Here is a 21,975-nt window from a genome sequence, read left to right as displayed (position 1 = left end):
GAGCGCCGGACTGTTAATCCGTAGGTCCCTGGTTCGAGCCCAGGTCGAGGAGCCACAGAAAAAAAGCGAAAGCCGCTTGATCGCAAGGTCAAGCGGCTTTTCCCTTTTTATGTAGGCCTACTCTTTTGGGAAGAGCCCTACACACCGAATAATTCCTCGATAGCTCAGTCGGTAGAGCGCCGGACTGTTAATCCGTAGGTCCCTGGTTCGAGCCCAGGTCGAGGAGCCAAATGAAGAAGCCCTGATGCGCAAGCATCGGGGCTTTTTTCATGGCGCCCGCCTACCCCTGCCCTCATTGACCCATGAAACCACTCATTCGATTGTTCTTTCGCACGCTGCGCCTGCTGCTTGGTCCCGTGATGCTTTTGAAAGAACGCCTCACGCGCCCTCAGGGCCTGCAACGTCAGCCCGCAGAACAAGCCGGCATTGATCGCGAGTGCGAAGGCCTGGCCTTGTATCAATTCAAGACCTGTCCTTTTTGCATCAAGGTCAGGCACGAAATCCATCGCCTGTCTTTGCCTATTCCATTGCTGGATGCTCAGCACGATGCGCAACACCGTGCTGAGCTGCTGCAGGCCACAGGCGCAAGCAAAGTGCCTTGCTTACGGATTCGTGATGCAAATGGTCAGTCACAGTGGCTGAGCGAATCCAAGGCCATCAATGCCTATTTGCAAGGACGCTTCACCAATTGAAGTGGATCGCGTCAAGTCGATACTGCGGTCGGCAATAGCGCCGCGCAAGTTCAAACAAAAATGCCCTGCTCGCTGATTGCGAGCAGGGCATTTGCATTTCTAGCGCCGCGAGAACAACTGCGGCGGCATCAAGTTCCGAAAATGGCGATTGGGCTCACCGTTGGGGTGGCGCTTGCCCCAGGGCAAGCCGAACAAGCCGATTGCTTCAGCATGGCCTCATCAAAGACCTCACGCGCGCAGTCGTGGCAGCAACCACAAGCCGAGGCCACGCCGGTTTCATCCTGCAGCAAATCAAAGTTGTGAACACCAGCCTCCACTTGGCGGCGGATGTCGCGATCTGAAACTCGGCGGCAAAGACAAACAATCATGTTCGGGCAGATGGAAACGTGCTCTTGTTGAGCACGCGCACACTCTATCGCAAACGAGAATGTTTCTCAATACTGTTCGCAACAAGCCCCTAGACCGTCGCAGGACATCTACAGCTCCCGAGGAGCCGCCACACAGCGATCAAGAAGCCGAATCACCCATCTGCGATTGCAACCAGTTCTGCTCACCCACCTGGGCAACCAGGCCGATCTGCGTTTCCAAGTGGTCGATATGGTCTTCGGTGTCTTTCAGGATGCTGCCCAGCACGTCGCGAGAGACATAGTCCCGCACGCTTTCGCAATAGGCGATGGCCTCCTTCAAGCCTGGCTGCGAGCCCGCCTCGAGCTTCAGGTCGCAATGCAGCACTTCCACTGCGGATTCGCCGATGTAGAGCTTGCCCAGGTCCTGCAGATTCGGCAGGCCCTCGAGCATCAAGATGCGGTCCATCAGTTTGTCGGCATGCTTCATCTCTTCGATGGACTCATCATGCTCATGCTTGGCCAACTTCTCAAAGCCCCAGCTTTTCAGCATGCGGTAGTGCAGGAAGTACTGGTTGATGGCCGTCAACTCAATCTTCAACTGCGCGTTCAGGTATTCCAGAACCTTGGCATCACCCTTCATTTCGCTCTCCTTTTGTCATTCAGCAGCGGCGATTGTGAATTGCTCCGTGGAGCCATGGTGTAAATCCGCAAAATTTGGGCCTGCATAGGAAGCGTTCGCAATCAAGCTGCGTCAACTGAATGCTTTTTCGGACCTGCAATGATGGAAATTCATTGCCATTACGAATCATTCTCATTTAATATGCTGACATGCACAGCTTGACCGAAATGCCCCATAGCTCGGAGGCGCCCTCGCCGACCGATGCGTCCTGCAACCCCGCGACTCATCAGCAAGCGCACCCAGCCCGCAAGCTGATCAGCAGCCGTACGCTGCTCGAGGGATTGCGCGAGATTGAAATCGACCATGGCGGGCAGCTCTATCGCCTGAGGGTGACCGCACTCGGTAAGTTGATTCTGACCAAGTAGAGGCGCATATCCCTTCTGGGCTTGAGAGCGTGCTCGGCCCCACACATCGCCACACCGCACTCAGCCAGCCCGACTGCCAGCACCGTGCTCCAGCTTTTCAACAAAAGGCGCACACACGATGCACAGCAAGACTGCTCCGAACCCATCAATCAACTGCCCTTCAGAAACCACCGGATCTCGGCGACGTCGGCTTTGGGATCTGCCTTCACAAGCACTCTGCCCGGTCATCGGTGTCTGTTTGCCCATGCCGCTGCTTCGCCGGCGACTCGGCAAGCTGCTGGGTGGGGCAATTCAGGCCAATGACTATGAAGTCCACTGCGGCGTCATCAAGGAGTGCCAGACCCGCAGTCCGGTCGCGGAAAGCTTGCAGCGAGAACTGGAGCAACGATTCATCCGCACCGTCCGCTTAGCCACGCAAGAAAAGACCACCAGCGCCCTGGCGCACTGGTGGGCGCAGGCCAAAGAAGGCCATGAAGTGGCTGCCAGCCTTTGGGCCACCTTGACTCATGCACGCTGCGATACCACCTTGCAAGAGCAGGTACTGCAAGACATTCATATGCTCCAGCACCAGTTGGGCAGCGCCAACCGAGCTGATCTACAGAAAATGCAAGCGCTCAACGATGAGAATGGCGTCCTGACACGGGAGTTGGCACGGGTCCAGGAGCGCAGCACCCGGTTGCTGCAAGAGCGCAGTCATGCGATGGAGCAACAAGCTGCGGAACTGTTGCGCATGCGCGCCGCGCTGCTCGGGCGCGACACCTTGATCGAATACTTGAAGGCTGAAATTCAAGAATTGGAAGCTGCCGTACCCGGGCTCAAGACGCGTCAACAGCAATCTCAAGAGACTCGATTGCACTTAGCTCGAATTGCCGACCTTGAGCGCAGCTTGCACCGAACCCAGCAGCAACTCGCCATAGAGCGACAACGCGCTGCACAAGCCCTCAGCATTGCCCAGCCAAGCCCAAACCCTGGCATTGCACCCGACAGCGAGGCACCATCCCTGGAGCCTGCCCCGCCGCAGCAAAGCCAGGCCGTCTTGTGCGTGGGCGGCCGACAAGCTGCCGTCCCCATTTATCGGCAACTGATCGAGCGCACGGGTGGGCGCTTTCTTCACCACGACGGCGGTGAAGAAGACGCGGCCGCCAAACTGGACGCCAGCTTGGCCGCAGCCGACCTGGTGATCTGCCAAACCGGCTGCATCAGCCACGACGCCTATTGGCGCGTCAAGGAACACTGCAAGCGACTAGGCAAGCGCTGTGTATTCGTCGACAAGCCAAGCAGCAGCAGCCTGCGCAGAGCCTTGACCGAGCTGATGCCCACTGAAAAAGGCCCGACGAGCGGGAACTGAAGAAAAGGCCGGTATCTCACCGACTCCTTGATTCATCAAGCCCGCCGTTATCGTGTATTTCACACAAACCAAATCAATACCACTTCGCTCGCATCTTCCTTTCAGCCTCCGCATCCTCAAGAATTGCTGCAACGCGCAACAGCAAGCCTTTGGCCCAGCAACGCAGCAAGCGCGCGTCCCAATCGCAAGCAATCAAGAGGGTTCAAGTGAAGCAAAAAATGATCAATCACAAGCGTGGTGTTACATTGGTTTCATTGGCAATCACGCTGCTGACGGCGAGTGCTGCCGCACAAGCAGTCCCAACAATCGACCTGGGCGCGGCCAAGGGCTACAGCGCCTTTATCCTGGGCAATGTGGACCAAGCCAATGACATCGAGGGCCGCATGGCCGTTGGCGGCAATCTGACAGCTTCAGGCTTGTCGGTGAACTACCGCACGCCGGCCGGCACCACCGGCCCTGCCCTTGTGGTCGGCGGCGATGTGAAGTTCACCAGTGGCCGCATCTATAGCAATGCACCGCAAGGAGTCGACAGCACCAAGGGCTCACATCTGCCCTACTGGGACCAAAGCCTCAGCCAGTATGGCAACGGCTACGGCGTCTACGGTGGCAGCAAGAGCGGTTCTGCGGCAGAACTCGACCTGCGCAAACAAAGCGGCGTGATCGACTTCAAGGCGGCCGGTGCAACCCTGCAATCGACGGCCAGCCAGTTGGGCGGGCTCAAGGCCACAGGCAAAACTGATGTCACTTATCAGTGGGACAAAAGCACCGTCAACGGCATCACCTTCACCGGCACCGGGGCGGACTTCGAAGTGTTCAACGTCAACACGGCGACCTTCCGGAATCTGACCCTGAGCGGCATCAAGTCCGGTGCCACCGTGGTCATCAACTACACCGGTACCGACTCGGTATTGTTCGCCGGCAGTCAGTTCACGCAAAACGTGGGCATTGGCGGACTCGACCCTTGGGGCAAGCCGGCCACGCAGTTAGACACCCTCAGCCAGAACATTCTCTTCAATTTCGACAAGGCCAAGGACGTAACCGTCGGCAGCTTTGTGGGCGGCAGCATCTTGGCGCCCAACGCCCTGGTTTATGGCGGCGAACAACGCACAGGCGGCGGCCACTTGGAAGGTCAGTTGATGGCGCTGGGCTTGAAGACCAATCTGGAGATTGGCTACTCGCCTCTGGTCTCCGCCGTACCTGAAGTCGAAAGCTACGCCATGTTGCTGGCCGGCCTGGGCGTGATTGGCTTTGTCGCGCGTCGCCGCAAAGGCAATTGATTCAGCTTCGTCCAAGCAGGCCTGCGCGGCGCTGCTGTCGCAGTCGCAAGCTGCAATGAAAAAGAGCTCCTTTGGGAGCTCTTTTTTTGTCTGGCCCCGGTGTGTCGTAGACCTCCGTCAACCTACGACCCAACCCACTTAGGCTGCGCACTCGGTGCTCGATTCAGCCCAAGGCAGGAGCGCGAAACCGGCAATGGCGAGGTGGCCCGGTAATCCAACGGGCTGCGTCAGCGAATGCGCCACGTCAGAACACCCGACAGGTACGCGCCGCACCAGAATCACGACCGTTCAAAACGCTGACTGAGCTCCCCTCAAGCTCTCCGAAGTCACCCCTTGGAGCGCGCCAGGATTTTTGACGCCCGACATCGACTCACAGCCCGGCGCCATGCCGGCGTACCGATCTCGGTTGGAATCATGCCTCGAGGTTCATGCCGCGGCCCGCTCGCAACCCATTGCCACCGAGACACTCAACAGCAAGCCTGCACCCAAGTTGGGGCGCCAAGCAAAAGGGCGCCCAGTGGGCGCCCTTTCAAAAAACTTAGATTCAGCAGCAAGCTGCATGAATCAGCGCAAACTCATTACGCTTGCTTCAGTCGACGACGTGCAATCAAGCCAAATCCCAGCAAGCCAGCCGCCATCAGCGCAAAGCTACTGGGCTCAGGCACTGCGGTGACTGTCAGCAAGTCTTGGTAATTGGCGTTGCTCAGCTTGGTGATGGTGTAGAGATCGGGGCCGGTATAACTTGCTGCTGCTTGCAAATAGCTGTTGACGTTGGCAACAAAAGCACCGTTGTCGGCAAGACTGTTCTCACCCAAGGCCTTGACGAAAAAAGCACCCTGACCTGCCGACACACTGAGCGGGTTGCCTGAGGTTTCGTGCGTGATTTCCCACACTGCCGTTTGAAAGGCAGCCTGTTGCGCCGGATTCAAGGAGTTGCTGAAACTGGTGGCGAACAAACCTTGCAGCAGCTTGTTCTCGCTCGCACCAAAGCTGCCTTGCGTATAGGTCTGGAAGCCGCGCCGGCTGCTGGCATAGTCCTGCGCCAACTCCACGCAATAGGCGTAGAAACTGGCACCTGCACGGTTCTCGAATTGCAACACCCCTGTGGAGTAGGCCACAGAATCCGATTGCTGGCCTTGCGTATTGAGGTACGACGTATCCAGGGTCAGTTCACCCAAGTTGTCAACAAACTTGAGATCGATCTGGGCAGCCCCAGAAGCTCCGGCCACCAAAGCCAAAGAGGCAGCAGCGATAGTCTTTTTGAACAGTGTCGACATGGCAAGGTTCCGATTCAAATGGTCAGCGTCTGCAAAAGTCAAAGCGGCTCAGGCCTTCTTTTGACGGCGGCTCAGGCCTGCCATCGCACCCAGCGCGAGCAAACTCAAGGCAAGACTTTCAGGCTCAGACACTGGGTTGCTGCTCTGCAATTGACCCGCGAATGAAGCACCATGCTTGGCCCCTTCCACGTAGCCATTGACCTGCAAGGCCCAGGTCCCAGCACTCAAGGTCTGAGGCCCAAAGCTCCACTGTTCGGCGCCTTGACCCGGCTGAGTCCAATCAAACGCGAGGGTCTCAGTAAAGTCGTAACGTGCGACTTCTCCTTGCGTGGCATTCAGCTTGAAAAGGAAGACCTCAAGCACATCAACGGCCATTTTCTCGCCGGTAAACAGACTGCCGCTAACGAGCGTATTGCCATTGAGAACGAGCGTACTGAAGGTGGTCTGAAAGTCCACGCTGCCTTTGGTGCTGATTTGAGTGTTGGCAAATGCGCCCTCAGACCCCAGCGTCAGTTGCTGAATCACCGGGCCCGCCTGAACTTGCGAAGCGAGGCCCAACAAGGCCGAAACCATGCTCACCGCCATGACTGCTTTTTTTGTGTTCATCTCGCTCACCCTCCGGTTCGTCAACTTGAATTGACGGGACGACTCACTCGGCCCATCAAGAATCTCTTCAATCTAGGGATGCATGCTACGGGAGGGACTTCAACCCGTCGCCCCCCTGAGCAGGTGCCGAAGCCCGGTGCTCGTGTGAAAAGCACGGGAAAACCAGGCTTTTAGTTCGCTGGCTCTAAACCGAGGGCGTTCGGTGCGGCGCAAGAAGGCTTGATGAGCGACAAAAAAACGCCCCGAGAGAATCCCCGAGGCGTTTTTCTTGGCCTTGCCGTCCTGCCAAACGATCAGTTCAACTTGCCGTGGCAGTTCTTGTACTTCTTGCCACTTCCGCAAGGGCAGGGATCATTGCGACCCACATGGCCGTACTGGGTGGCGGGGTCAGTTTCTTGCGAAACCGAGCCATCCTCATTCGGATGGGTATAGGTGACGTTGCTGACATGTTCGGCACGCGCCTCAATGGCTTGGGCAGCGCGATCAGCCTCGTCTTGCGACTGGATGCGCACATTCATCAGGGTGCGGGTGACTTCCATCTTCACCACATCCAGGAGTTGCGAGAACAACTCGAAAGCTTCGCGCTTGTATTCCTGCTTGGGGTTCTTTTGCGCATAGCCGCGCAGATGAATGCCTTGGCGCAGATAGTCCAGCGAGGCCAGATGTTCACGCCAGTGTTGGTCGATGCTTTGCAGCAGAACCATGCGCATGAAGGGAGTCAACTGCTCAAGGCCGACACGCTGGACTTTTTCCTCGAATGCAGCATCGGCGGCTTTGACCACGGCCTCAAGGATTTCTTCATCGATGATGGAGTCGCTTTTCTCCACCAGGGCCGACAGCGAAATGTCCAACTGCCATTCATCGCGCAGCACACGCTCCAGACCCGGCAGATCCCATTGTTCCTCCATGCTCTCGACGGGCACAAATGTGCGCACGATCTCGGTCATGGTGCTGGAGCGCAAATTGGTAATCTGCGTTACCAGGTTTTGAGCTTCCAAGATGTCATTGCGCTGCTGATAAATGACCTTGCGCTGGTCATTGGACACATCGTCATACTCGAGCAACTGCTTGCGTACATCAAAGTTACGCGCCTCAACTTTGCGCTGCGCGCTTTCGATCGAGCGCGAAACGATGCCGGCTTCGATGGCCTCGCCTTCGGGCATCTTCAAGCGGTCCATGATGGCGCGGACACGGTCACCCGCAAAAATCCGCATCAACTGGTCGTCAAGCGAGAGATAGAAGCGGGATGCACCCGGATCTCCCTGCCGGCCAGCGCGGCCGCGCAGTTGGTTATCAATGCGTCGGCTCTCATGCCGCTCCGTCGCAATGATGCGCAATCCGCCTGCGGCCTTAACGGCCTCGTGCAGGCCTTGCCATTCATCCTTGAGCTTCTGAATCCGCGCTTCGCGATCGGCTTCGGCGATTGAGGCGTCGGCCTCCAAGAGCTTGATCTGGTTCTCGACATTGCCGCCGAGCACGATGTCGGTACCGCGACCGGCCATATTGGTGGCAATGGTGATGACACCGGGACGCCCAGCCTGCGCCACGATCTCCGCTTCCTTGGCGTGCTGCTTGGCGTTCAAAACCGCATGAGGCAGTTTTTCGGCATCCAAGAGCTTAGAGATGTACTCCGAGTTCTCGATCGAAGTCGTACCCACAAGCACCGGCTGACCGCGCTCGTGGCATGACTTGATGTCAGCCACCACCGCGTGGAACTTCTCGCGCGTGGTCTTGTAGACCAAGTCTTGCTCGTCCTTGCGTTGGCGTTGGCGGTTGGGCGGGATCACGACGGTTTCCAAGCCGTAGATCTCCTGGAACTCATAGGCCTCGGTATCGGCGGTGCCGGTCATCCCCGCCAACTTGCCGTACATGCGGAAATAGTTCTGGAAGGTGATCGAGGCCAAGGTCTGGTTCTCGCTTTGCACCGTCACACCTTCCTTGGCTTCCACTGCTTGGTGCAGCCCATCGCTCCAGCGACGGCCGGTCATCAGGCGGCCGGTGAACTCGTCGACGATGATGACCTCACCGCCTTGCACCACATAGTGCTGATCGCGGTGATACACATGGTGCGCGCGCAGGGCGGCATACAGGTGATGCATCAAGGTGATGTTGGCCGCGTCATACAGGCTTGCACCTTCCGCCAACAATCCGGACTCGGCCAAGAAGCGCTCGGCATTGTCATGACCGTCTTCGGTCAAATAGATCTGGTGCGACTTCTCATCAACGGTGAAGTCGCCGGGCTCGATCACACCTTCGCCGGTACGCAGATCCAACTCGCCGATCTGCTTCGTCAAGCGGGGAGCGACTTTGTTGATGGCGAGATAAACATCCGTCTGATCGTCGGCTTGCCCCGAAATGATCAAGGGCGTACGGGCTTCGTCGATCAGGATCGAATCCACCTCGTCAACGATGGCATAGGCCAAGGGGCGTTGCACGCGGTCAGCCACATCGTGAACCATATTGTCACGAAGGTAGTCGAAGCCATACTCGTTGTTGGTGCCGTAGGTGACGTCCGCAGCGTAGGCCGCCTGCTTTTGCTCGCGCGGCAGCTGCGGCAGGTTCACGCCCACCGTCAGGCCGAGGAAGTTGTACAGCTTCGACATCCACTCGGCGTCACGCTGCACCAGGTAATCGTTGACCGTCACCAGATGCACGCCCTTGCCGGTCAAGGCATTCAGGTAGACCGGCAGGGTTGCGGTCAAGGTCTTGCCTTCGCCGGTGCCCATTTCCGGAATCTTGCCATCATGCAGGGCCATGCCGCCAATCATCTGCACGTCGAAGTGGCGCATCTTGAATACACGCTTGCCAGCTTCGCGCACCACAGCAAATGCTTCAGGCAAGAGCGCATCAAGGGACTCGCCGCCCGCAAGGCGGGATTTGAACTCGTCGGTCTTGGCCTTCAGCGCCGCGTCATCGAGTTGCTCAAACTGAGGCTCCATCGCATTGATTTGCTGAACGGTGCGGCGGTAGCCTTTCAGCAGGCGCTCATTACGGCTACCGAATAACTGGGTGAGAAGCTTGGGCAACATGCAGCGTGATGGTTTCGTCTTGGAATCTGGCGTCAGAACGGGCCGACACCCTGGAATCGGCGGTCGCTGTGGGCAGAGAAAGTTGCCTCAGGCTTGGCCTCGGGAGATTTTTAACTTCTAACGCTCGGTGCATGTGGGGCAAACAAGACTGATCACAAGAGTTCAGCCAAGAATATTGCCGCACTCAATGCGACCGAGCGCAAAACCTTGTCAGTTTAGCACCCGGCCGCCGCCCCCCTGCCCCGACCGGCCGGCCGCATCGATGCAAGCCGGGGTGCGCTTCGAGTGCATTCAAGACACTACACTGCCAAGCATGAAGCCGTCACAGCGATTCAAGCCCAATTCCGCAGCGGTTCGACAAGTTCCCGATCCGATGCCGATTGCACAAGCACTGACACAACACGACGGTTTGGCTCGGCTTGGCGTTTTGCTGAAGGAATCCAATCGCCGCATGGATTTGATCAAACCCTGCCTGCCCGGCGCCTTGGTACGGTTTGTTCGACCGGGGCCGGTTGATGAGGAGGGATGGTCGCTGATTGCCGCCAACGCAGCGGTCGCCGCCAAGTTGCGCCACCTGCACCCGAGATTGGAAGATCTACTGAAAGAGTCCGGCATGCAGCCTTCCAAAGTACGAATCAAAGTACAACAGCAGTAGTCGCACAAATAGTCATCGCACAAGGGCTAGTGCATCAACCACACAGAAAAGCGCAGGCAAAAAAAATACTACCCTTGGGCAGTATTTTCAAAAAGGTGGTGCCGGCTATCGGATTCGAACTGATGACCTACCGCTTACAAGGCGGTTGCTCTACCAACTGAGCTAAGCCGGCGACACTAGTCTGCTAGTATAACCTGAAATTTCAGTACTTCAGACTATTTCACTCGTTTCAGCGCCGGGCGAGTCGTACTGGGCGCAGGTCCCTGGGGCTCATCGTCCGGCTTCGTCGGGGATGACTCATCACCAGCACTGAGATCAAGCGCCTGCTCGGGGTCGGCGTTAGGCACCTCCGACAAGCCCATCTCGGCGCTTGGCGCAGATCGGACGGCGCGCAAAGGACTGACCCGCGGCTCGATTGCGGGTGCGGGTACGCTCGCCTCTGCAACATTGCTCACATCCGCCGGAGACTTATCACCAGGGGACTGCAGCTCCGGCGCGGGAAAGGCCATGCCTTGCCCGTTTTCGCGCGCATAGATCGCCACCACATGATCGACAGGAACGATGATCTCACGCGCCGTGCCGCCAAATCGAGCCTTGAACTGAATGAATTCATTGCCAAGATCGAGACTGCTGGTCGCATCGAAACCGACATTGAGGACGATTTCGTTGTTGCTGACATACTCCATCGGCACCTGCACAAAGCGATCCACGTGTACCGCAATGTAGGGCGTGAAGCCATTGTCGGTACACCAGTCGTGCAAGGCGCGAATCAAGTAAGGCCGGGTCGAGGGGCTGCCTGCCCCGGTCTTGTCACTGCTTTTTTCCATGCTGGAGATTGCCTACTGCTCAAGCCAAACGACTGCTTACTTGCGCATGACCTTTTCGGATGGCGTCAGTGCCTCGATATAGGCCGGACGCGAGAAGATGCGCTCAGCGTACTTCAGCAGCGGCAAGGCGTTCTTCGACATGTCGATGCCGTAGTAGTCCAGACGCCACAGCAGCGGCGCAATCGCCACGTCCAGCATCGAGAAGTCATCGCCCAACATGTACTTGTTCTTCAAGAAGATCGGCGCCAACTGGGTCAGGCGGTCGCGAATCTGCGAGCGAGCCTTTTCAAGCTGCTTGTCGGTCGCCTTGACGCTCTGGCTGCGGCCTTCCAGCACGTTCACATGAGCGAACAATTCCTTCTCGAAATTCAAAAGGAACAAGCGCACGCGTGCACGAGCCACCGGGTCGCCAGGCATCAGCTGCGGATGAGGGAAGCGCTCGTCGATGTACTCATTGATGATGTGCGACTCATACAGAATCAGGTCACGTTCAACCAGAATCGGCACTTCGTTGTACGGGTTCATCAGGGCGATGTCTTCGGGCTTGGCGAACAAGTCCACATCACGGATTTCGAAATCCATACCCTTTTCGAACAGCACGAAGCGGCAGCGATGCGAGTAAGGGCAGGTGGTTCCAGAATAAAGCACCATCATGGCGGCAAGCTCCCGAAGGGGTGAGAAAAATCGGCTGCGGCCCGAGCTGAGTCGGAGCGCTCAAAACGCAAACGCAGCGGGAGGCCTTTTTGAGCATCCCACTGCGTTCTGGGCCCGGCTGATGCCGGGTCCGAATTGCTTACTTCACGTCTTTCCAGTACGACGCATTCAAGCGCCAAGCAAAGACGGTAAACACCAGCAAGAACATCAACACCATCACACCGAGGCGGAAGCGTTGCGCTTGAGCAGGTTCGCCCATCCACTGCAGATAGGCCACCAGGTCGCCCATTGCACTGTCGAACTGACGTGCATCCATCGTGCCGGGGGTCAGTTGCTCATAGCCCTTGAAGACATGAATCTTCTTGCTGGCATCATGCGGATCCACTTCGTCGACGAACTTGGCTGCTCGCTGACCCTGCAACTCCCACATAGCATGAGGCATCGCCACGCTCGGGAAGGCCAGATTGTTCCAACCGGTGGCCTTGGTTTCATCGCGATAGAAACTGCGCAGGTAGGTGTACAGGTAGTCAGCACCCGGACCCTTCGCTGCACTCGCACTGGAACGAGCGATCACCGTCAGATCGGGCGGGGTGGCGCCAAACCAGTCCTTGGCCTGCTTCGCATCCATCGACACCTTCATCGTGTCGCCGACCTTTTCCGCAGCAAACATCAAGTTGCCCTTGATCTGCGCATCGGTCAGACCCAGGTCACGCATGCGGTTGTAGCGCATGTAGGCCGCCGAGTGGCAGTTCAGGCAGTAATTGACAAACAGCTTGGCGCCGTTCTGCAAGGCCGCCATGTCCTGCATCTTCTCTTTCGGGAATTTGTCCCACTCGATGCCACCAGCGGCAGCATGCGCGCCGGAAGCCAGACTCAAGCCGAGCAGCAAGCCGGCCAGCACCTTAGAGATCAGTTTTTTCATTCTGTGGACTCCTGGCTTCAGTGGGCGTGAAACGTCACGCGGTCTGGTACAGCCTTCGGCGTACCGAGCTTGCTCCACCATGGCATCAGAAGGAAGAAGCCGAAATAGAACAGGGTACCGATCTGCGACAACAAAGTACCGGCATCAGTCGGCGGCTGGATGCCCAGATAACCCAGAACCAGGAAGAACACCACGAACACGGCGTACACATACTTGTGCCAGTCTGGGCGATACCGAATCGACTTCACCGGGCTGTGATCCAGCCATGGCAAGAAGAACAGAATCACGACTGCGCCACCCATCACCACCACGCCCCAGAACTTCGCATCGAAGATCTTCAGCATGAAGCAGGCTGCGGCAGCAATCACCAAAACGGCGACCTTGGCCTTGCCGTTGAAGCTACCCTTCAGAGCAGCAAGCACAGCGGCCACACCAATGATGCCCACCAAAACGTTCACCATGGTGTCGGTCGTTGCACGCAGCATCGAGTAGAACGGCGTGAAGTACCAAACCGGCGCAATGTGTGCAGGCGTCTTCAAAGGATCAGCGGGAATGAAGTTGTTGTACTCCAGGAAGTACCCACCCAGTTCCGGAGCGAAAAACACGATGGACGTGAACACGATCAGGAACAGGCTCAACGCATAGATATCGTGAACGGTGTAGTACGGGTGGAAAGGCACACCATCAAGCGGGTGACCTGCAGCATCCTTCGGAGCCTTCGGCCCCTTGATTTCGACACCGTCGGGGTTGTTCGAGCCGACTTCGTGCAAAGCGATGATGTGTGCCACCACCAGGCCCAAGAGCACCAGCGGCACCGCGATCACGTGGAAGCTGAAGAAGCGGTTCAGGGTGGCATCACCCACCACGAAGTCGCCACGAATCAACAAAGCCAGGTCTTCACCGACAAAAGGCACAGCGGCAAACAGGTTCACGATCACCTGCGCACCCCAGTACGACATCTGGCCCCAAGGCAGCAGATAACCCATGAAGGCTTCAGCCATCAGGCACAAGAAGATGCCGCATCCGAAAACCCAGACCAACTCGCGCGGCTTGCGGTAGGAACCGTAAATCAAACCACGGAACATGTGCAGATACACCACAACAAAGAACGCCGAAGCGCCCGTTGAGTGCATATACCGGATCAGCCAGCCCCAGGGAACATCACGCATGATGTATTCGACCGAGGCGAACGCCAGGGCCGCATCAGGCTTGTAATGCATCACCAAAAAGATGCCAGTCACGATCTGGATCACCAACACCACCAGTGCCAGCGAACCGAAGATGTACCACCAATTGAAGTTCTTCGGAGCGTAGTACTCCGACAGGTGTTCTTTGTAGAGCTTGCTCGCCGGGAAGCGACTGTCCACCCATGTCAAGAGCTTTTCGCCCAAGGGTGCGTCTGCGGGAGCTTCTTTGAATTCAGCAGCCATATTGACCTCTGTCCTTTAACCTTATTGGGTCTGATCCTGAGAATCAGGCCTTCTTGTCTTCACCAACAATGATCTTGGTGTCGGACAGATACATGTGCGGAGGCACTTCAAGGTTGTCGGGTGCCGGCTTGTTCTTGAAGACGCGACCCGCCATATCGAAGGTGGAACCGTGACAAGGGCACAGGAATCCACCATGCCAATCGTCCGGAAGCGATGGCTGCGGCCCGGACTGGAATTTGTCGCTGGGCGAGCAGCCCAAATGCGAGCAAATGCCCACGGCAACAAAAATCTCTGGCTTGATCGAGCGATTCTCGTTCTTGGCGTATTCCGGCGTTGGGTACGCTTTGCGATCGGACATCGGGTCGGCCAACTGGCTCTCGGTCCCCTTCAGGGCCGCCAGCTGTTCGGGCGTGCGACGCACGATCCAAACCGGCTTGCCGCGCCATTCGACGGTCAATTTCTCGCCGGGTTTGATGGTACTGATATCGACTTCCACTGCGGCACCGGCGGCTTTGGCGCGCTCGGATGGCGTAAAAGTACTGACGAAAGGTACGGCGGTGGCAACGCCGCCAACGGCGCCTGCGCATCCTGTGGCGATGAGCCAGGTACGCTTGCCGTGGTCCACTTGCTGGTCACTCATGAGCATCCTCAAACGAGACTTCTGATCGGGGGCAACCCGGGATTCTAACGGACGACACTGACTGTTCAGAGCAGCTTCATCCAGCCGATGCATTTTGACATCACAATAGCGGCGTTTTATCCTGCTTGACACCTATCGCACCACTCAATTCAAGCATTTGGTGGGCGAAGCGGAAACAAACCAACGGCCTTGGGCCACTCATGGGAGCACTGAATGTCTGTTTTGTCTGAATTCAAGGAATTTGCCGTCAAGGGCAATGTGGTTGATTTGGCTGTCGGCGTCATCATTGGCGGCGCTTTCGGCAAGATCGTGGACTCCGTGGTCAAGGATCTGATCATGCCGCTGATCGGCAAAGTGGTGGGCGGCCTTGATTTCTCGAACTATTTTGTGCTGCTGTCCAACCCACCGGCGGACTTCAAGGGGCCGATGACTTATGAGGCCCTCACCAAGGCCGGCGTCCCGCTGTTCGCCTATGGCAGCTTCCTCACGGTGCTGCTGAACTTCATCATCTTGGCCTTCATCATCTTCATGATGATCAAGCAAATCAATCGCCTCAAGCGCAGCGAACCGGCACCGGCGGTTGAAGCCCCCGCTACGCCCGAAGACATCGTTTTGTTGCGCGAAATCCGGGACTCTTTGAAGCGCTGAGATCAAGCCTCGCCGCTCTATATGGGCCCGTAACCGGGCCCACGATCGCTGTAAGCAAAAGTTACGTTTCAGCAAGTCGTTAGCTAATGGACAGGCCTGCGCGTCGCTTGCAGGGCCAGTTCACCCATGCAATGACGCTTTGGCCTGATACTTGAGGCCATATAGACTGTGGTAACCAAGCGACAGCCCCGTATTCTGCGACCATGAATCCGCCCGATATCCAGCTCAACCCGCACCTGGACGCCGCCGTCCAGCGCATTCGCACAGCCGCCGAACAAGCGGCCGAGCGCTGTGCGGAAGGGTTGGGCCTGTCTGCCTTGTCCGCCGGCCAGGCCAAGCGAAGAGACGCCCTGCTCGCGACACAGTTTCTGTTTCGCAAACAGCAGGCCTTCTTTGGCCAGCAGTTTCATCTGCATCTGCGCAATCAACTGACGCAAGAGCAAGCAGGGAAAAGCGCAAGCCCGGTTGGCAACAAAAAGAAAGACTGGGGCGAGCTTTCACTGATGGAAGACGAACAGGTCGACGCGCTGGTCGTGGCCGACCGAATCGGCCTGGCCATTGGCCACCAAAGTGAATGGGAGTTGCGCGACGTTGAGTCTTATGTTTTTGGACTCAGCAGCGGCGAGCGAAATCCTCTCAGACCTGAGGTGATTGGCCAAGCCTTGCTGGCTGCGGTGCATGCAGTCAGCGAGGAGGCCGAGACCCGACAGATCCTGATCGATGAATTGACACGCTCCTTGGCGCAGGAGATGCGAGCCTGCTATTCGGACATTGCAGAGTTGTTCCGTCACCGAGGTTTGCGGCCGCAGGACTTGCGGGTACGCGCCCAGGAATCGACCGGTGGGCATCAGGGCTACTCCACCCGGTCGCAATCGCTATCTGGACACAGCATGGCGGGTGCGCTGGCGGAAGGCGATACGCCAGGGGCGAATCGCGCCATGGCCGGTAGCCGCCTTGCCGGAGGCCATTCCGGCGGCACAGCATCCAGCTGGGGCGGCCTGCAAAGCGGCAGCGGGAGCTACAGCAGGCAAGGCCACCCTTCCAGCGGCGGCATGGGCGCGGTGGATGCGCAATTGATGGATTTGTTGCGTCGCCTGGCACACCAGTCCCCCAGCCCCGGCTTTGCGGCATTAGGCACACCCGGTGGCGGGCTTGGAGCGGCCGGCTCTGGCCCTCAAGAGTTTGCCCATTCACAAGCCGGTGCTTTAGGTGGCGCTTTAGGTGGCGCTTTGGGCGGCTCTTTGGCTGCGGCCAGCACCGAGTGGGCCGAGGATTTCACTGCGCCCAACTGGCAAGGTGTCGCGCCGCCCAATCTGATCCATCAGCACCGCGATGAATTGCGCCAAGCTGCCACGGGCCGGCTGGACCATATGGTGATCGACGTGGTCAGCAGCCTGTTTGACCAAGTGCTTTCCGACCCCAAAGTGCCGCCTCAGATGGCACGGCTGCTGGCTCGACTGCAACTGCCGGTGCTGCGCGCTGCGCTGGGCGATCCGACCTTTTTCTCCTCAAGACGCCATCCGGTGCGCCGCTTCATCAACCGCATGGCCTCCTTGGCCTGCGCTTTTGAGGATTTCAGCGAGGACCCCGGCCGCGCCTTTTTGGCCCATGTGCGCGACTTGGTGCAAGACGTCGCGAATGGCGACTTCGACCGCATGGATGTCTACGAAGGCAAGCTGGACACCCTTGAGGCCTTCATCAACGAGCAAGTCGCCCGCACCTTGCAGACTCGTGCGCAGTCCAATTACGTGGATGCCGCCAGCCTGTTGGCACGCAAAGAGATCGACCTGCGCCTGCAGCAACGCTATGCACAGCAGATGCAAGCGGCCTTGCTGTCGGTGCCCATGCCGGACTTCATCCGCGACTTCCTCGCGCAAGTCTGGAGCCAAGCCATTGTGCTGGTCACGCGCGACAGCAAGGAGTCACCCGAGAAGATTCAGCGCATCCGCTACTTCGGCCGCGACTTGGTCATGAGCGTACAAGCCAAGGCCGGCAGCGCCCAAAGGCAAGCGTTTCTCGGTGAGCTCCCCAACCTGATGAAGACGCTGAACGAAGGGCTGGACTTGATTGGATGGCCCGAGTCATCCCGAAAAAAGTTCTTTGCCTTGCTGCTGCCGGCCCACGCCGAGTCCTTGAAAGGCCAGGCCCTGAGCGCACTCGAAACCAATCTATTGATCAAGCAATTGGAGAGTGTGTTCAGCAGTGCGCCACCGACCGAGCAAGACCTGGGCAGTGAAGCCAGCGCCAGCCTGCCGCAAGACACTGATTTGGCTGAACGCCTTTCGCCGGCCGAAGCCCAAAGCCTCGGCCTGATCAGCGAATCGGGTGTGAACTGGAACGGCGAGATCGACATCGACCTGAGTGCTGAAGCGCCGCTTCAAGCCGTCGACATCAGCATCGAAGGCCTGCCCGCCGCCACAGAAGCCCCAGAGCCCAGCGAAGGCGAATTGCTGATCGAGCATTTGCAACTGGGGTTCGCATACCAAATGTTCACCGGCAACAAGGGAGAAGAAGGCTGGCACAAAGTGCGCCTGGCCCATATCAGCGCCGGCCGCAGTTTCTTCATCTTCACCCAAGGTGCCAAGCATCAGGAAACGGTGACCATGACGGCACGCATGCTCAAACGCCTGTGCGAATCCAAACGCATGCGCGCTTTTGAGAACGCTTACCTGATGGAGCGCGCCATTGCGCGGGCTCGCAAGCAACTGGCGGCGCTGGGCAACAAGCCCGGTTAAGGGCCGCGAGCTCAGGCCAACAAACGCCGCGCCATCCGGATGGCAGCCCGCATGCTGGAAGGATCCGCCCGGCCAGTGCCTGCCAGATCAAAGGCAGTCCCGTGATCCGGGCTGGTGCGCACAAACGGCAGACCCAAGGTCACATTGACGCCTTGTTCGACGCCCAGATACTTGACCGGAATCAGGCCGTGATCATGCGTCATGGCCACCACCAAATCGAATTCACCCGGATGGCCTGGCGCATTGCGGGCCCGCATGAACACCGTGTCTGGCGCAAACGGTCCACGGGCATCGATGCCTTCGGCGCGCGCCAAGGCGATGGCCGGCGCGATATGCAGGACTTCCTCATCGCCGAACAAGCCCCCCTCACCCGCATGAGGGTTCAGTCCGGCCACCGCGATTCGAGGCTTGGCAATGCCAAAGCGTCGCATGGCGGCCTCGGCAATCCGCACGGTTTCCAAAACCTGGGGGCAATTGATCTGCTCGATCGCTTGTCGCAAAGAGCAATGGATCGTCACCAAGACGGTCCGCAACTCATCGTTCGCCAACATCATGCGAACCGGCACTGGCGCCGAGTCAGCCGAAGCCAAGGCCTGCAGCATTTCGGTATGACCCGGGAAATCGACGCCCGCCGCATGCAAAGCCTCCTTGTGGATCGGTGCAGTCACCAGCCCCGCCGCGCCACCATCTTGAATCAAACGAACGGCGGCTTCAATGCAATGGGCCGCCGCCGCACCCGCCCGAGCATCGACTTGGCCGATCGGGCATTGCAACAAATCCCCAGGCAAGCCCTCAGGCTGCCAAACCGGTAAACAACGTGGCGGCAAATCTGCCTCATCACGCCAGTCCGCCGGAGCCTCAACACGCAACACCGGCATTGACACACCAGCCCACTGCAGGGCGCGGCGCATCACCTGAACATCGCCAACCACACACAGACGCGAATCCCGCTCCGCCGCTAACGCTGCCGCCGCCACTTCAGGGCCGATGCCGCAAACATCACCCATGGTCAGCAGCAAGACTTCAGAGGCCAACTTGCTCATGCGGGGTTTTCTATCTCAATGAACTGTTGCGTCACGCCCAGGTCCAGCACCAAGGCTTGCGCCAGAGCCTGGACGCCGTATCGCTCGGTCGCGTGATGCCCCGCAGCCACGAAGGCAACACCGGTCTCCGCGGCCAGATGCGCCTGCGGCTCAGACACTTCCCCGGTCACGAACACATCGGCGCCTGCGGCGATGGCCGCTTCAAAATACCCTTGTGCGCCGCCCGTGCACCAAGCCACACGCTTCAGCAGTCGCCCGTCGCCGGGCAGCAGAACCGGCGTACGCCCGAGCTTGGCCGCGATCTGCTCACCCAAGACTTGCAAACCCAAAGGCGAAGCCTGCGACCCGATGAAACCCAAGTCTTGCTCCCCGAAGCGAGCGTCGGCCTGCCAGCCCAGCACCCGGCCCAATTGCGCGTTATTGCCCAAATCCGCATGGGCATCCAGCGGCAGGTGATAGGCAAACAAATTGACGTCAGCCTGCAGCAGTCTCGCCAATCGCTGCTTCATCCAGCCGGTCACACGACCATCCTGCCCACGCCAGAACAAGCCATGGTGCACCAGGATTGCATCTGCCCCGGCAGTGATCGCCGCCTCAATCAAGGCCAAGCTGGCGGTCACCCCGCAGACCACATGTTTGATCTGATCGCGCCCCTCCACTTGCAAACCGTTCGGCCCATAATCCTTGAAACGCTCGACCTGTAGCAATTGATTCAGGTGGGACTGGATGTCTTGACGGAGAGGCATGCGGTTGGGCTTTAAAAAACGACGGGAGAGGATGAGTTGTGCGCAAACTTTGGTTGATTTTCGCTCAGGCGACAACGGTCAGCTTGGCGCTGCTGTTTGTGATCAGCACGCTGAAGCCGCAATGGCTGACAAGCACGGCCGGGAGAACTCCCGCCATGGCCCAGTTGCCCCTGCTGGCACCCAATGAAGCCTACAGCCCAAGCAGCAGCGCAGCAGCCAGCTCTGCCCGCGTCGGCTATAGCGTGGCGGCCAAGCGTGCGGCACCCGCGGTGGTCAGCATCACGGCGAGCAAGGCGCCCGCCCGCAGCATGGGCAGCCAGGACCCCTGGTTCAGATTTCACTTTGGCAAACGCGGCCGAGCCGAAGAAGCCAATCCCCAAACCGGGCTGGGCTCGGGCGTGATCGTCTCGGCGGATGGCTATTTGCTGACCAACAACCATGTGGTGGAAGGCGCGTCGGACATCGAAGTCATGCTCAGCGATGGTCGGCAGGCCCGTGCCACCGTGATCGGCACCGACCCTGAAAGCGATTTGGCGGTCCTCAAGATCGATCTCGATCGACTGCCGGTGATCCGGCTTGGCAATGTCGACACGCTGGCCGTGGGCGATGTAGTGCTGGCCATAGGTAACCCCTTCAATGTGGGGCAGACCGTCACCTCGGGCATCGTCAGCGCCCTGGGCCGAAGCCAACTCGGCATCAATACCTTTGAGAACTTCATTCAGACCGATGCCGCCATCAACCCCGGCAACTCGGGCGGCGCACTGGTCGATGCAGATGGCAACCTCGTCGGCATCAACACCGCCATTTACTCACGCAGCGGCGGCAGCTTGGGGATAGGCTTCGCCATTCCCATCAGCTCTGCACGCCAGGTGATGGAAGCGTTGGTTCAAAATGGCCAGGTGGCCCGAGGCTGGATTGGCGTGCAAACCCGCGAGCTCACTCCCGAATTCGCCGAAGCCTTCAAGCTACCGATCAGCGAAGGCGTCTTGATCAGTGGTGTTTTGGCCAACGCGCCGGCCGCCAAAGCGGGCATCAAACCCGGCGATGTATTGACCCAAGTGGGAGCCACCGCCATTCAGTCACCCGCCCAGCTTCTGAGCGCGGTGGCGGCACTCAAGCCCGACACCTCCACCACCGTGTCGGTGCTGCGCGGCACGCAAAAGCTAGAGTTGGCCATCACCGTAGCGCAACGCCCAAAACCACAGGTCGAGCGCAACTGAGGCGCTAAAAACAAAAACGGCGCCTTCTAAGCGCCGTTTTTTTTCAGGTCCGCGTCTCGGCGCCCTCTTCGGGCGCCTTGGTATAGCGAATGAAATACTTCGCCGCGAACACGCCTAGCTCGTACAAGATACACATCGGGATCGCCAGCGCCAGTTGCGACACCACATCCGGCGGCGTGATGATGGCGGCAATGACGAAGGCCACAACAATGAAGTAGCCGCGAAAATCGCGCAGCTTTTCGACCGTCACCACCCCCATACGCGCCAACACCACCACCACCACGGGCACTTCAAAGGCTGCGCCAAAGGCAATGAACATCGACATCACGAAGCTCAAATAAGCCTCGATATCCGGCGCGGCCGTGATGCTTTTGGGCGCAAAGCTCTGGATGAACTTGAAGACCTGGCCAAACACGAAGAAGTAGCAAAAGGCCACGCCGACGAAGAAGAGCAAGGTGCTGGAAACCACCAGCGGCACGACCAAACGCTTTTCGTGCGAGTACAAGCCGGGCGCGACAAAAGCCCAGACCTGATAGAGCACCACCGGCAGCGCGACCAAAAACCCCGCCAGCAGGGTAATCTTCAGCGGCACCATAAAGGGCGAGATCACATTGGTGGCGATCAAGGTCGAACCTTGCGGCAACTGCGCCACCAGCGGCGCCGCCAACAAGTCGTACAAGGCGGAGGGCCCTGGGTAAATCGCAAGGACGCCAAAGCAGATGCCAATGGCGATGGCCGCGCGTATCAGGCGATCGCGCAACTCGATCAGGTGCGAGACAAAAGGCTGTTCAGTGCCGGCGAGTTCATCGTCGGGCTTTGGAGTTTGACTCATGGC

At 58.5% G+C, this 21,975-nt stretch carries 21 protein-coding genes and 2 tRNA genes; 9 read left to right on the top strand and 14 right to left on the bottom strand.

The window, feature by feature from the left end:
- The first annotated feature begins 153 nt into the window (after positions 1-153).
- Both ACOVRJ_RS10305 and ACOVRJ_RS10300 read left to right on the top strand, forming a co-directional pair.
- A tRNA-Asn gene (locus ACOVRJ_RS10305) sits at positions 154-229 on the top strand.
- 73 nt (positions 230-302) lie between these two features.
- Entirely contained in the window at positions 303-692 is a 390-nt protein-coding gene (locus ACOVRJ_RS10300; protein ID WP_422043757.1) for a glutaredoxin family protein, read from the top strand.
- Positions 693-820: 128 nt separating this feature from the next.
- Here the strand turns inward: ACOVRJ_RS10300 and ACOVRJ_RS10295 are convergent, their stop codons facing one another.
- Both ACOVRJ_RS10295 and bfr read right to left on the bottom strand, forming a co-directional pair.
- Positions 821-1,060 carry a (2Fe-2S)-binding protein gene (locus ACOVRJ_RS10295; RefSeq protein WP_422043756.1) on the bottom strand — a complete coding sequence of 80 codons (240 nt, stop codon included), beginning with the start codon at positions 1,058-1,060 and terminating at the stop codon, positions 821-823.
- Positions 1,061-1,199: 139 nt separating this feature from the next.
- On the bottom strand, positions 1,200-1,679 hold the full coding sequence (bfr, locus tag ACOVRJ_RS10290) for a bacterioferritin (RefSeq protein WP_422043755.1): 480 nt from the start codon (positions 1,677-1,679) through the stop codon (positions 1,200-1,202).
- 188 nt (positions 1,680-1,867) lie between these two features.
- Here bfr and hemP point away from each other — a divergent pair, with 188 nt between their 5' ends.
- From hemP to ACOVRJ_RS10275, 3 genes are all read left to right on the top strand, one after another.
- Positions 1,868-2,083 (top strand): hemin uptake protein HemP, encoded by a 216-nt coding sequence (gene hemP / locus ACOVRJ_RS10285; RefSeq protein WP_422043754.1) that lies wholly within the window; start codon positions 1,868-1,870, stop codon positions 2,081-2,083.
- A 244-nt stretch (positions 2,084-2,327) separates the two neighbouring features.
- Positions 2,328-3,431: a DUF2325 domain-containing protein gene (locus ACOVRJ_RS10280; RefSeq protein ID WP_422043753.1), complete on the top strand. Its 1,104-nt coding sequence runs from the start codon at positions 2,328-2,330 to the stop codon at positions 3,429-3,431.
- A 218-nt stretch (positions 3,432-3,649) separates the two neighbouring features.
- Positions 3,650-4,708 (top strand): collagen-binding domain-containing protein, encoded by a 1,059-nt coding sequence (locus ACOVRJ_RS10275; RefSeq protein ID WP_422043752.1) that lies wholly within the window; start codon positions 3,650-3,652, stop codon positions 4,706-4,708.
- A gap of 578 nt (positions 4,709-5,286) precedes the next feature.
- Here the strand turns inward: ACOVRJ_RS10275 and ACOVRJ_RS10270 are convergent.
- The 3 genes from ACOVRJ_RS10270 to secA all read right to left on the bottom strand — a co-directional run bounded on the left by ACOVRJ_RS10270 (position 5,287) and on the right by secA (position 9,620).
- Positions 5,287-5,985, bottom strand: coding sequence for a PEP-CTERM sorting domain-containing protein (locus ACOVRJ_RS10270; RefSeq protein ID WP_422043751.1), 699 nt, complete (start codon positions 5,983-5,985; stop codon positions 5,287-5,289).
- A gap of 48 nt (positions 5,986-6,033) precedes the next feature.
- Positions 6,034-6,591 carry an FxDxF family PEP-CTERM protein gene (locus ACOVRJ_RS10265; protein WP_422043750.1) on the bottom strand — a complete coding sequence of 186 codons (558 nt, stop codon included), beginning with the start codon at positions 6,589-6,591 and terminating at the stop codon, positions 6,034-6,036.
- A 293-nt stretch (positions 6,592-6,884) separates the two neighbouring features.
- Positions 6,885-9,620: a preprotein translocase subunit SecA gene (secA, locus tag ACOVRJ_RS10260; RefSeq protein ID WP_422043749.1), complete on the bottom strand. Its 2,736-nt coding sequence runs from the start codon at positions 9,618-9,620 to the stop codon at positions 6,885-6,887.
- A gap of 373 nt (positions 9,621-9,993) precedes the next feature.
- Here secA and ACOVRJ_RS10255 point away from each other — a divergent pair, with 373 nt between their 5' ends.
- A complete protein-coding gene (locus ACOVRJ_RS10255) occupies positions 9,994-10,275 on the top strand; it encodes a hypothetical protein (RefSeq protein ID WP_422043748.1) in 282 nt (93 codons plus the stop codon).
- Positions 10,276-10,371: 96 nt separating this feature from the next.
- On the opposite strand, the gene ACOVRJ_RS10250 is transcribed toward ACOVRJ_RS10255, so the two are convergent.
- The 6 genes from ACOVRJ_RS10250 to petA form a co-directional block, all read right to left on the bottom strand.
- Positions 10,372-10,447 (bottom strand) — tRNA-Thr (locus ACOVRJ_RS10250).
- Between the two features lie 43 nt (positions 10,448-10,490).
- Positions 10,491-11,102, bottom strand: coding sequence for a ClpXP protease specificity-enhancing factor (locus ACOVRJ_RS10245; RefSeq protein WP_422043747.1), 612 nt, complete (start codon positions 11,100-11,102; stop codon positions 10,491-10,493).
- A gap of 36 nt (positions 11,103-11,138) precedes the next feature.
- A complete protein-coding gene (locus ACOVRJ_RS10240) occupies positions 11,139-11,756 on the bottom strand; it encodes a glutathione S-transferase N-terminal domain-containing protein (RefSeq protein WP_263537350.1) in 618 nt (205 codons plus the stop codon).
- A gap of 139 nt (positions 11,757-11,895) precedes the next feature.
- Positions 11,896-12,678, bottom strand: coding sequence for a cytochrome c1 (locus ACOVRJ_RS10235; protein ID WP_422043746.1), 783 nt, complete (start codon positions 12,676-12,678; stop codon positions 11,896-11,898).
- Positions 12,679-12,695: 17 nt separating this feature from the next.
- Positions 12,696-14,108 (bottom strand): cytochrome b, encoded by a 1,413-nt coding sequence (locus ACOVRJ_RS10230; protein WP_422043745.1) that lies wholly within the window; start codon positions 14,106-14,108, stop codon positions 12,696-12,698.
- Between the two features lie 43 nt (positions 14,109-14,151).
- Positions 14,152-14,748 carry a ubiquinol-cytochrome c reductase iron-sulfur subunit gene (gene petA, locus ACOVRJ_RS10225; RefSeq protein ID WP_422043760.1) on the bottom strand — a complete coding sequence of 199 codons (597 nt, stop codon included), beginning with the start codon at positions 14,746-14,748 and terminating at the stop codon, positions 14,152-14,154.
- Positions 14,749-14,961: 213 nt separating this feature from the next.
- On the opposite strand from petA, the gene mscL reads away from it, so the two are divergent.
- Together mscL and ACOVRJ_RS10215 are read left to right on the top strand one after the other, a co-directional pair.
- Positions 14,962-15,396, top strand: a complete 435-nt coding sequence (gene mscL, locus ACOVRJ_RS10220) for a large conductance mechanosensitive channel protein MscL (protein ID WP_422043744.1) — start codon at positions 14,962-14,964, stop codon at positions 15,394-15,396.
- Between the two features lie 203 nt (positions 15,397-15,599).
- The gene (locus ACOVRJ_RS10215; RefSeq protein ID WP_422043743.1) at positions 15,600-18,131 is read left to right on the top strand and encodes a DUF1631 family protein; all 2,532 of its coding nucleotides are present in this window, start codon (positions 15,600-15,602) and stop codon (positions 18,129-18,131) included.
- Positions 18,132-18,142: 11 nt separating this feature from the next.
- Here the strand turns inward: ACOVRJ_RS10215 and pdxA are convergent, their stop codons facing one another.
- Together pdxA and ACOVRJ_RS10205 are read right to left on the bottom strand one after the other, a co-directional pair.
- On the bottom strand, positions 18,143-19,174 hold the full coding sequence (gene pdxA / locus ACOVRJ_RS10210; RefSeq protein ID WP_422043742.1) for a 4-hydroxythreonine-4-phosphate dehydrogenase PdxA: 1,032 nt from the start codon (positions 19,172-19,174) through the stop codon (positions 18,143-18,145).
- Positions 19,171-19,920: a Nif3-like dinuclear metal center hexameric protein gene (locus ACOVRJ_RS10205; RefSeq protein WP_422043741.1), complete on the bottom strand. Its 750-nt coding sequence runs from the start codon at positions 19,918-19,920 to the stop codon at positions 19,171-19,173. The genes pdxA and ACOVRJ_RS10205 overlap by 4 nt, the downstream gene beginning before the upstream one ends.
- Before the next feature lie 38 nt (positions 19,921-19,958).
- Here ACOVRJ_RS10205 and ACOVRJ_RS10200 point away from each other — a divergent pair, with 38 nt between their 5' ends.
- Positions 19,959-21,140, top strand: a complete 1,182-nt coding sequence (locus tag ACOVRJ_RS10200; RefSeq protein WP_422043740.1) for a S1C family serine protease — start codon at positions 19,959-19,961, stop codon at positions 21,138-21,140.
- Between the two features lie 43 nt (positions 21,141-21,183).
- On the opposite strand, the gene tatC is transcribed toward ACOVRJ_RS10200, so the two are convergent.
- Positions 21,184-21,972, bottom strand: a complete 789-nt coding sequence (tatC, locus tag ACOVRJ_RS10195; protein WP_422043739.1) for a twin-arginine translocase subunit TatC — start codon at positions 21,970-21,972, stop codon at positions 21,184-21,186.
- Positions 21,973-21,975 lie beyond the last annotated feature (3 nt).

This window comes from Roseateles sp., from assembly GCF_049240545.1.
In the GTDB taxonomy this organism is placed as follows: Bacteria; Pseudomonadota; Gammaproteobacteria; order Burkholderiales; family Burkholderiaceae_C; genus Paucibacter_A.
The sequence above is the reverse complement of the archived record's forward strand: the minus strand, read 5'-3'. Positions and strand labels throughout refer to the sequence as shown.